Genomic DNA, 11,988 nt, shown 5'->3' on the forward strand with positions numbered 1-11,988 from the left:
AGTGAAGCTAGGACTTGTTCCTAGCTTTTTTCGTATCTTTGTATCATTAAATGATAATTGAAAAACAGCGAATTTCTGGATTGAAAGGCGGTGGGGAAACATGGTTAAACAAGGTAAGTTTGCACAAGTTAAACGTACGAAAAATCAGAAATCGGCTAAAATACGGCAAATGAAGACGCGTAATGATCAACAATTAGCGGATGATCAGGTTACTGAATTTTTGCAGGTGCGCTATCATCTAACGCAGAGCCAGCGCCAAGTGCCAGTCGTTGAAGAAACAATGCAACGGTTTTTAAATATTTTTCTCGCGCAACGTCCTCAAACTGGCAATTGGGTTTTAGCTGAGATGTTACCAGCAACTTTAGCTGAATTGGGGGGGTTACCATGGCAATTTTTCTATGTTATAGATTTAGAGTGGCTGAAATTGGAACGCTTTTTAGATAAAGAAGTACCGGCTTTGCCAACCGTTAAGGTTCAACGGGTGATGCCTTTGAATGCGGGTCAATTTTCAGTGTTGTTAGGGCGCTTTTTGGCCCGGAATTGGTTTGCTCAACAATTCCAAAACCAACCGGAACGCTTACAACAAGTGACCGTCGCTCAATTGACTGCTTTAGAAAATAGCATTTTATTGAAATCAGTGGTTGATTGGCAGCAGGTAAAGGTGTTATACTTAACAGTGCCTGATGCGAGTGGCATGGAAGATGTCGATACCGCTACGCATACTTGGATTACCAATTTGAAACAAATTAAGACTGATTGATAAAATCAGTTGACATACCCCATGCAGGGTGATATGATATAAAAGTTGTTTCGGGTTATTAGTAAAACATCTATGCGGATGTGGCGGAACTGGCAGACGCGCAGGATTTAGGTTCCTGTGTCCTTGTGACGTGCAGGTTCGATTCCTGTCATCCGCATTAATATCTATCAAGCCGACTTAGCTCAGTTGGCAGAGCACTTCACTAGTAATGAAGGGGTCGCTGGTTCGAATCCAGTAGTCGGCATTGGCTTGATAAGTATTTAAAGGCCTTTATATATTAATATGCACCTGTAGCGCAACTGGATAGAGTGTCTGACTACGAATCAGAAGGTTGCAGGTTCGAGTCCTGCCAGGTGCATCCTAAAAAAGGAGATTGATTATCAATCTCCTTTTTTGTCGCTTTATTTTTAAATGGGGCTGGTATGGTACGTAAAAAAACAAATTGACGAATTATTGCTCAATCGTTAAACGGTAAACTTGGATGGGGCTGGTCATATTTGGAATCTTTGCACAATCCGGTTGAATTTTCTAAAGAGTATGAACTAAGGGTTCGTGATAATGGTCAAGAAAGGTCAAATTTATGAAAAATTTACGACGTGTGGGTTGTTTTTATCATCAAATTAGTTAAAATTATGGTTAATTGATGCAAAGATTACACTATAATTGAATTTAAGTGGAGCAGGGGGGCGAAATGGCGTCTAAAAATATGTCAGATATTATTGAAGCATATTTAAAACAGCTTTTAAAGCGATCTGCACTAGTAGAAGTGCAGCGGATTGAATTGGCCCGTAAATTCGATGTAGTGCCGTCGCAGATTAATTATGTCCTACGCACGCGGTTTAAACCTGAGCAAGGGTATCTAGTGACAACCAAACGCGGGGACGGTGGCTATCTGAAAATTCAATCTGGTCCAGATCAACAAAAAATTCAGGATTTGGTTGATAAAATGAATCAATTATCTGATGAACTAAGTTGGCCAGAGTGCCAGATACTATTACGATGGCTCCGACAGACGGGGTGGGTTAGCAAACGTGAAGTACGGTTGCTGGAAACCTGTTTGGAGGCCTTGGGATCGGATCGGACAGCAAAGCAACAACGGGCGCATTTAATGCGACAAACTTTGAAACAACTGAGCTTTGATTTAGAGCGGGAGGACGAAGAATGAGTCAACAATATACAGATAAATTACAAGCGGTATTAGCCCAGGCTCAACTGTGGGCGCGTCATTTTCGGCATCAGGTCGTTGGAACTGAGGATCTAATGGTTGGGATGATGACCACGGATGATAAAAATGCGGGTCAAGAAATTTTGTTGAGCTTTCATGTGACCGATCGAGATATTCAAGAAGAGATTGAAGATTTGACTGGCTATGGCATGGCACCACGGAATAAGCATGCTGAACGTGATTATTCACCGAAAGCATTAGTTGTGATGCAAAAGGCTGAAGCCAAGGCAGCAGAATTAAAAGCGACAGAAGTAGGTACGGAGCATCTCTTGTTTGCTTTACTCGATGATGAAAATATTTTATCAGCGCGTATTATTAGTGAGCTTGGCTTGACACCGTCTGATGTGAAGCAGGCGACCTTGCAAATGATGGGAGCCCCATTGCCTGATAACAGTAAAAAAGAAAATCTATTTGGTCCTAAGCGACAAAAGCGCGAACCAGGTGAAACGCCAACGTTAGACAGCTTGGCCCGCGATTTGACGGACCAAGCCCGCAATGAATTAATGGATCCCGTGATTGGGCGTGAGCCAGAAGTTAAACGGGTGACACAAATTTTGGCGCGGCGGACTAAAAATAATCCGGTGCTAGTTGGCGAACCTGGGGTTGGTAAAACGGCAATTGCCGAAGGATTAGCGCAGCTGATTGTGGCAGGCGAAGTTCCTGAATCTTTGGCGCATAAACGTTTGATGATGCTCGAAATGGGTCGCTTGGTTGCTGGGACTAAATTCCGTGGCGAGTTTGAAGATCGGGTTAAAAATATTTTAGAAGAAGTTCATGAAAACGGACAAGTGATTTTGTTTATTGACGAATTGCATACTTTGATTGGGGCCGGTGGAGCTGAGGGAGCGATTGATGCTTCCAATTTATTAAAGCCGGCGCTAGCGCGAGGTGAAGTTCAAGTCATCGGGGCAACAACGCTAGACGAATATCAAAAATATATTGAAACTGATGCTGCTTTGGCGCGGCGTTTTGCGAAAGTTCAAATTGATGAACCTAGTGAAGTTGATGCGATTGAAATTTTGCGTGGATTGAAGCCTCGTTATGAGGCACATCATCAAGTACAGATTAGTGATGAGGCAGTTGCGGCGGCTGTGAACTTGTCGGTTCGCTATATGCCAGACCGATTTTTGCCTGATAAGGCGATTGATTTATTAGATGAAGCAGCAGCTAAAGTTCAAATTGAAAATCATGTTGCGGCAACACCAATTAGTGCTTTGGAAGAAAAAATTGAAGATTTCAAGAACGCAAAAGAAGCTGCTTTGGAGAGCTTTGATTTTGAATTGGCTGCACAAATGCGTAAAAAAGAATTAGCACAAAAGAAAAAGTTAGAGAAACAGCGTAATGAACAAGTGGATCATCAGTATGCAGTTGCGCTTAAAGAAGAAGATTTGGCAGAAGTCTTATCGGAGCAAACGGGAATTCCAGTGCAACAAATGACGCAAAACGAAAAAGAGCGTTTGTTGAATTTGGAAAGTGAATTGCATAAGCGTTTGATTGGTCAAGATGAGGCTGTTTCAGCGATTGCCCGCGCGATTCGTCGGGCGCGATCTGGACTGAAAAGTCCGAACCGACCAATGGGAACTTTTATGTTCTTGGGACCCACTGGAGTTGGAAAAACGGAACTAGCGAAAGCTTTGGCTGAGACAGTATTTGGTTCTGAAGATAATATGATTCGTGTTGATATGTCTGAATTCATGGAATCATATTCAACTAGTCGGCTGGTAGGAGCTGCGCCCGGGTATGTCGGCTTTGAAGAAGGCGGTCAATTAACTGAAAAAGTTCGACGTCATCCATATTCAGTGATTTTGCTAGACGAAGCGGAAAAGGCACACCCTGATATTTATAATTTGATGTTACAAGTGTTTGATGATGGATATCTGACCGATGCTAAGGGGCGGAAGATTGATTTTCGAAACACGATTATCATTATGACCTCGAATTTGGGAGCGACCCGCCTTCGTGATGAAAAGACCGTTGGGTTTGGTGCCAATAATGATGTTAATAATTATGAACGTATGAATCAGGTGGTTCGTCAAACCTTAAAGGAGGCCTTCAAGCCAGAATTTATTAATCGTTTGGATGAAGTCGTGGTCTTTAAGGCTTTGGACAAACCAGAAGTGAAAGCTATTGTGCGCCTCTTAGCGGATCAATTAGTGGCGCGAATGGCTGAACAAAATTATCAAATCAAGATTACGCCGGCAGCGGTGGCTTTGATTGCAGACGAAGGGTTTGATCCAGAGTATGGAGCAAGACCTTTGCGGCGCGCTTTGCAAACTAAGATTGAAGACGAGTTGAGTGAGCAGGTCTTAGCTGGTAAAATTAAACCAAACCAATTGGTGACAATTGGTGCCCATAAGGGTGAAATTACATTTAAAAATTAATAGTTAAAAACACATAACATGGAATGATAGGCTGCTAGATGCGGCTTGATTGAAAAAGTTTGTATAAAGTGGTATATTTATATTAGTTTAACTGTGTATTTAACAAGGCAGTTTAGGAAATATTGTCCCTAAATGGCTAGATATCAAAGATAATAGCATTTGACGGAAAACGGATGCTATTATCTTTTTTGCGCTTAAAAATGAGCGGAGTGCACAATTTGTAACCAAAATGTAATATTTCGCAGGTACACAGTGACCAAAATTTTAGTGAGGTGGGAAACTTGGCAGAACATCATTTAGTTAAGTACGGTAAGCACCGAGTTCGGCGTTCGTATGCGCGAATTAAAGAAGTCTTGGACTTGCCAAATTTGATTGCGATTCAAAAAGATTCGTATGATTGGTTTATGGATGAAGGGTTGAGTGAAATTTTTAATGATATTTTGCCAATCGAAGACTACCAAGGTAAATTAACCTTGGAATTTGTGGACTATAAGTTGAAAGACGAAAAGTACACAGTAGAAGAGGCGCGCATGCATGATGCAAATTACTCAGCGCCTTTGGAAGTAACATTACGGTTAACTAATCATGAAACTGGTGAAATCCAAGAAGATGCAGTCTTCTTCGGTGATTTCCCTAAGATGACGCCAAGTGGAACGTTTATTATTAACGGTGCCGAACGAGTTATCGTTTCACAATTAGTGCGCTCACCAGGTGTTTATTATAATGTTGAAAATGATAAGAACGGCCGTCCTCGCTATGGAACTACTTATATTCCATCTCGTGGAGCATGGTTGGAATATGAGACTGATGCAAAGGGCTTGAGCTACGTGCGGATTGACCGGACGCGTAAGCTACCAATTACTGAATTGGTGCGTGCCCTAGGTTATGGATCAGATCATGAAATCTTGCAAATTTTAGGGGATCAATATGATTCAATTAATTTGACCCTTGAAAAAGATGTGCACAAGGATTTAAACGACTCACGAGTTGAAGAAGCCTTAAAGGATATCTTTGAAAAGTTGCGTCCAGGAGAGCCAAAGACGGTTGATGCTTCTCGTAACTTATTGGTAGCACGTTTCTTTGACCCTAAGCGGTACGATCTTGCCATGGTCGGACGTTATAAGGCTAACAAGAAATTGGCAATGGAAAACCGGTTGCTTGGGTTGACTTTGGGTGAGACTTTAGCTGATCCAGAAACTGGAGAAGTTATTGCAGCCAAGGGAACAGTTGTGGATAAGCAAGTTTTGGGGCAATTGAAGCCTTACTTGCAAAATCCTAATTTCAAGACAGCAACGTACACGCCAGCTGATGATGCGGTTGTTTCAACTCCAATGATTTTGCAAACGATTTTGGTACAAGACCCAACTGATCCTGAGCAAACGTTGCCCGTCATTTCAAACGGACACATTACTGATGACGTTCGGACAATTCAACCCGCCGATATCATCGCCGGAATGAATTATTTCTTGAACTTGCCATATGGAATTGGAAATGTGGATGATATCGATCACCTTGGAAACCGGCGGATTCGTCGGGTGGGTGAATTGCTACAAAACACCTTCCGAATTGGTTTGACTCGGATGGAACGAGTTGTTCGTGAACGGATGACGACGTTAGATCCGGAAACGGTTAAGCCACAACAATTGATTAATATTCGCCCTGTCGTTGCGGCAGTTAAGGAATTCTTTGGTTCATCACAACTTTCACAGTTTATGGATCAAACTAATCCTTTGGGAGAATTGACGAATAAGCGGCGTTTGTCGGCCTTGGGACCTGGTGGTTTGACGCGTGACCGGGCCGGATATGAGGTTCGAGATGTGCACTATACGCACTATGGACGAATGGATCCAATTGAAACGCCTGAAGGTCCTAACATTGGATTGATTAATTCATTAGCTACGTATGGGAAAGTTAATAAATATGGATTTATTGAAACTCCATACCGCCGTGTTTCATGGGAAGATCATAAGGTTACCGATCGAATTGACTTCTTAACAGCGGATGAAGAAGATAACTTCACGGTTGCGCAAGGAAACTCAGTCTTAAATGAAGATGGTTCATTTGCGACAGATACAGTTTTGGCCCGACGTGGGGATGAAAATATCGAAGTTTCCATTGACCAAGTCGATTACATGGACGTTTCACCTAAACAAATTGTTGCCGTTGCCACGGCGGCTATTCCATTCTTGGAAAACGATGACTCAAATCGTGCTTTGATGGGAGCCAACATGCAACGTCAAGCGGTGCCTTTGATCAATCCCCATGCTCCATTGATTGGAACGGGAATTGAATACAAGGCTGCCCATGACGCCGGAGTCGCAATGATTGCGAGCCACCCAGGGACTGTTGAGTACGTTGACGGTCGCGAAATTCGGGTTCGGCGTGAAGATGGTTCACTTGATAAGTACAAGTTGATGAAGTTCCGTCGGTCAAATGCCGGAAAGAACTATAACCAACGCCCAATCGTCAGCGTCGGCGATCAAGTTGATGCCGATGAAGTGATTGCGGATGGACCATCAATGGAACAAGGTGAATTAGCCTTGGGACAAAACCCATTGATTGCCTTTATGACTTGGCAAGGATATAACTTTGAGGATGCCATCATTATTAACGAACGTTTGATTCGTGATGACGTTTACACTTCAATTCACATCGAAGAATATGAATCAGAGGCACGTGATACAAAGCTTGGCCCTGAAGAATTTACCCGCGAAATTCCAAATACTGGTGAAGACCAATTGAAGAATTTGGATGAAGATGGAACGATTCGGATTGGGGCTGAAGTTGAAGATGGTGACATTCTGGTTGGTAAGGTTACGCCTAAGGGAGTGACTGAATTATCAGCTGAAGAGCGTTTGTTGCACGCCATCTTTGGTGAAAAGGCTCGTGAAGTTCGAGATACATCTTTGAAGGTGCCACATGGTGGTGGCGGAGTCGTTCAAGATGTGCGGATCTTTACGCGTGAAAATGGGGATGAGTTAGCCCCAGGTGTTAACCGTATGGTCCGGGTCTACATTGCCCAACGTCGTAAGATTCAAGTTGGTGACAAGATGGCCGGTCGTCACGGAAACAAGGGGACGGTTTCAGTGATTGTTCCTTCTGAAGACATGCCATACATGCCAGATGGAACGCCAATTGATATTATGTTGTCACCCATGGGTGTGCCATCACGTATGAATATCGGACAAGTTTTGGAGTTGCATCTTGGAATGGCAGCCCGTGAACTTGGACTTCACATCGCATCACCTGTCTTTGACGGGGCGCGTGACTCAGATATTTGGGAAGCCGTTAAGGAAGCTGGTTTGCCAGCTGATGGAAAGACTGTTTTGTATGATGGTCGGACCGGAGAAGCCTTTGATAAGCGCGTTTCAGTTGGAATTATGCACTACATGAAGCTAGCGCACATGGTTGATGATAAGATTCACGCACGTTCAATCGGGCCTTACTCATTGGTTACACAACAGCCTTTGGGTGGAAAAGCTCAATTTGGAGGACAGCGTTTTGGAGAAATGGAAGTTTGGGCGTTAGAAGCTTATGGAGCAGCGCACACCTTGCAAGAAATCTTAACGTATAAGTCCGACGACGTGATCGGACGTGTTAAGACATATGAAGCTATCGTTAAGGGTGAACAAATTCCAAAGCCAGGTGTGCCAGAGTCATTCCGGGTCTTGGTTAAGGAATTGCAGTCACTTGGTTTGGATATGAAGGTCTTAGATACTGATCAGCGTGAAATTGAATTGCGCGATATGGATGAAGATGATTCAGTTGTCAACATCGAAGTTGCAACTGAACAAGCACAAAAGTTGGCACAAGGCTTTGCGGATGATGGTAAAAAGTCAGATACCCCAGCCACTAACACAACTGAAGAATAGTTTAAGACGTGACTTATAAAGATAAGGATCTAGATTGAAAGGGGTCAAAACATTGATTGATGTCAATAAGTTTGAAAGCATGCAAATCGGTTTGGCTAGTCCAGACAAGATTCGTAGCTGGTCGTACGGTGAAGTCAAAAAGCCAGAGACAATCAATTATCGAACATTAAAGCCTGAAAAAGATGGGCTGTTTGATGAGCGAATCTTTGGACCAACAAAAGATTACGAATGTGCATGTGGAAAATACAAGCGGATTCGTTATAAAGGAATTGTCTGTGACCGTTGTGGAGTTGAAGTTACTTCAGCTAAAGTTCGTCGCGAGCGGATGGGGCACATCGAATTAGCAGCCCCTGTATCACACATTTGGTATTTTAAGGGAATTCCTTCACGGATGGGCTTGGTGCTTGATATGTCACCACGGCAATTGGAAGAAGTAATCTACTTTGCATCTTACGTCGTAACAGATGGTGGAGATACACCATTGGTTACAAAGCAATTGTTGTCAGAACGTGAATATCGTGAAAACAAGGCTACTTTTGGTAACCGTTTTAAGGCTCAAATGGGAGCTGAAGCGGTGCGGACTTTGTTGGAACAAGCTGACTTAGAAGGTGAAGTTGAACAATTAAAGGCAGAATTGCGTGAAGCCACTGGTCAAAAGCGTGTGCGCGCAGTGCGGCGTTTGGATATTATTGAAGCCTTTGTTAAGTCTGGAAACAAGCCGGAGTGGATGGTTATGGATGTTATTCCAGTTATCCCACCAGATTTGCGACCCATGGTTCAATTGGAAGGTGGTCGTTTCGCCACGTCTGATTTGAATGATTTGTACCGCCGGGTTATCAACCGTAACAACCGTTTGAAGCGTTTGTTGGACTTGAATGCGCCTGGAATTATCGTGCAAAACGAAAAGCGGATGCTGCAAGAAGCAGTTGATGCCTTGATCGATAACGGCCGGCGTGGACGTCCAGTTACCGGACCAGGAAATCGTCCATTGAAGTCTCTTTCACATATGTTGAAGGGTAAGCAAGGACGTTTCCGTCAAAACTTGCTTGGAAAGCGTGTTGATTATTCAGGACGTTCAGTTATTGATGTTGGTCCGTTCTTGAAGATGAATCAAATGGGGTTGCCTGTGCAAATGGCCATGGAATTATTCCGCCCATTCATTATGAAGGAATTGGTATCACGTGGATTGGCTGGCAACATTCGGGCTGCTAAGCGCAAGATTGATCGTAAAGATGATGACGTGATGGACGTGTTGGAAGACGTAATTAAAGAGCACCCAGTGCTTTTGAACCGTGCCCCAACATTGCACCGTTTGGGAATTCAGGCTTTTGAACCAGTCTTGGTTTCAGGTAAAGCGATGCGTTTGCACCCATTGGTTACCGAAGCTTATAACGCCGACTTTGACGGAGACCAAATGGCCATTCACTTGCCACTTTCAGATGAAGCTCAAGCTGAAGCACGGCTTTTGATGTTAGCAGCTGGCCACATTTTGGCACCAAAGGATGGAAAGCCAATCGTTGCGCCATCACAGGACATGGTTATTGGAAATTATTACTTGACGACTGAAGAAGCTGGTCGTGAAGGAGAAGGAATGATTTTCAAAGACATCAATGAAGCGCGGACAGCTTTGCAAAATAAGTATGTTCACTTGCATACACGGGTTGGAGTGCAAACTTCATCATTTGATGCTAATAAGCCATTTACGGATGACCAACGTAGCAAGATTATGGTTACAACGGTTGGTAAGTTGATTTTCAATGATATTTTGCCAGTCGACTTCCCATACTTGAACGAACCAAGTGAGGATAATTTGCATCAAATTGATGACAAATTCTTCTTAGAGCCAGGTCAAGATATTAATGAGTATATGCAAAATACGCCAATCTATGGCGCCTTTAAGAAGGGATACTTGTCAGATATCATTGCCGAAGTCTACAAGATTTATAAGGTTACTGAGACGTCATTGCTCTTGGACCGGATGAAAGATCTTGGTTACGAAGAGTCAACTAAGTCTGGATTGACGGTTGGAGTGGCCGACGTTACGGACTTGAAGGAAAAGCCAGCCATTATCGAAGCTGCGCACGCTAAAGTTTCAACTGTTTCAAAGCAATTCCGGCGTGGTTTGATTACTGATGACGAGCGTTATAACCGCGTAATTGATATTTGGAATAAGGCCAAGGATGATATTACTGAAAAGCTAATTGAGCATTTCGAGCCAGACAACAATATCTTCATGATGTCAGATTCTGGAGCGCGTGGAAACATTTCTAACTTTACGCAATTGGCCGGAATGCGTGGTTTGATGGCTGCGCCTAATGGTAAGATCATGGAGTTGCCAATTATTGCAAACTTCCGTGAAGGATTGTCAGTTTTGGAAATGTTCTTCTCAACCCACGGGGCTCGTAAGGGGATGACCGACACAGCCTTGAAGACTGCCGATTCAGGATACTTGACCCGTCGTTTGGTTGACGTGGCTCAAGATGTTATTATCCGTGAAGATGATTGTGGTACTGATCGTGGTTTGGATGTTTCTGCCATTATGAATGGAAATGAAGTTATCGAGCCATTGTACGACCGGGTCTTAGGACGTTACGCTCAAAAGACGGTGGTTGATCCTGAAACTGGTGAAGTTTTGGTTGAACATAACCAAATGATCGATGAAGACATCGCTAAGGCAATTGATGCTGCAGGAATTAAGACTGTTAACATTCGTTCGGCCTTTACTTGTAACACTGAGCACGGAGTTTGTGTGCGTTGTTACGGTCGCAACATGGCGACTGGTGATGTGGTTGAAATTGGAGAAGCCGTTGGTACGGTTGCTGCTCAATCAATCGGAGAACCTGGTACTCAATTGACTATGCGGACGTTCCACACTGGTGGAGTTGCCGGAGACGATATCACACAGGGATTGCCTCGTGTGCAGGAAATCTTTGAGGCTCGTAACCCTAAGGGGCAAGCGCCTATTTCTGAAGTTTCTGGAATTGTTGAATCAATTGAAGAAAATCCAGCTGATCGGACTAAGGAAGTTACTATTAAGGGTGAAACCGATACTCGGTCTTACACTTTGCCAATGACAGCACGGATGAAGTATGCCGAAGGAGATCATATCCACCGTGGTAATACGATTACTGAAGGGTCAGCTGATCCAAAGGAAATCATTAAGGTGCGGGATACGATGGCAACTGAAAACTATATCGTTGAACAAGTTCAACAAGTTTATCGGATGCAGGGAGTTGAAATCGGCGACAAGCACATTGAGGTTATGGCCCGGCAAATGTTGCGTAAGGTGCGCGTCATGGATCCTGGAAATACTGATTTGTTGCCTGGAACTTTGTTGGATATCGCGCAATTCCGTGAAGCTAACGTTGATGCGTTAAAGAATGGTAATTTGCCAGCTACTGCGCGTCCAGTGCTTTTGGGAATTACGAAGGCTTCATTGGAGACGAATTCATTCTTGTCAGCCGCTTCCTTCCAAGAGACAACACGTGTCTTGACGGATGCCGCTATTCGTGGAAAGAATGATCCATTGGTTGGTTTGAAGGAGAACGTTATTATTGGTAAGTTGATTCCAGCTGGAACCGGAATGCCAGAGTATCGCTCAGTTAAGCCAAAGCTTGAAGCAGAACCCATTGTTGCAGCAGATGAGGGATCAAGTATTCCTTCGATCTCAGATATTGAAAATTCAATGCAATTGTAATTGTTAAGTGAATGAACACAAAAGGCATGCCCGCAGGGACATGCCTTTTTGTT

Annotated in this window: 5 protein-coding genes and 3 tRNA genes; all 8 read left to right on the forward strand. The window is 43.5% G+C overall.

Going from position 1 to position 11,988, the window contains the following annotated elements; translation table 11 throughout:
- The first annotated feature begins 100 nt into the window (after nucleotides 1-100).
- The 8 genes from IV73_RS04695 (at nucleotide 101) to rpoC (ending at nucleotide 11,935) form a co-directional block, all read left to right on the forward strand.
- Nucleotides 101-760, forward strand: coding sequence for a hypothetical protein (locus tag IV73_RS04695; protein WP_057755536.1), 660 nt, complete (start codon nucleotides 101-103; stop codon nucleotides 758-760).
- 74 nt (nucleotides 761-834) lie between these two features.
- Nucleotides 835-917, forward strand: a tRNA-Leu gene (locus tag IV73_RS04700).
- A gap of 14 nt (nucleotides 918-931) precedes the next feature.
- Nucleotides 932-1,004 (forward strand) — tRNA-Thr (locus IV73_RS04705).
- Between the two features lie 40 nt (nucleotides 1,005-1,044).
- Nucleotides 1,045-1,118, forward strand: a tRNA-Arg gene (locus tag IV73_RS04710).
- A 333-nt stretch (nucleotides 1,119-1,451) separates the two neighbouring features.
- Nucleotides 1,452-1,925 (forward strand): CtsR family transcriptional regulator, encoded by a 474-nt coding sequence (locus IV73_RS04715; protein WP_057755538.1) that lies wholly within the window; start codon nucleotides 1,452-1,454, stop codon nucleotides 1,923-1,925.
- Nucleotides 1,922-4,366 (forward strand): ATP-dependent Clp protease ATP-binding subunit, encoded by a 2,445-nt coding sequence (locus IV73_RS04720; RefSeq protein WP_057755539.1) that lies wholly within the window; start codon nucleotides 1,922-1,924, stop codon nucleotides 4,364-4,366. Before IV73_RS04715 ends, IV73_RS04720 begins: the two co-directional genes overlap by 4 nt.
- A gap of 272 nt (nucleotides 4,367-4,638) precedes the next feature.
- Nucleotides 4,639-8,238 carry a DNA-directed RNA polymerase subunit beta gene (rpoB, locus tag IV73_RS04725; RefSeq protein WP_476723307.1) on the forward strand — a complete coding sequence of 1,200 codons (3,600 nt, stop codon included), beginning with the start codon at nucleotides 4,639-4,641 and terminating at the stop codon, nucleotides 8,236-8,238.
- Between the two features lie 52 nt (nucleotides 8,239-8,290).
- A complete protein-coding gene (rpoC, locus tag IV73_RS04730) occupies nucleotides 8,291-11,935 on the forward strand; it encodes a DNA-directed RNA polymerase subunit beta' (RefSeq protein ID WP_057755544.1) in 3,645 nt (1,214 codons plus the stop codon).
- Nucleotides 11,936-11,988: the final 53 nt, after the last annotated feature.

Source organism: Weissella kandleri, assembly GCF_001438705.1.
In the GTDB taxonomy this organism is placed as follows: Bacteria; Bacillota; Bacilli; order Lactobacillales; family Lactobacillaceae; genus Weissella; species Weissella kandleri.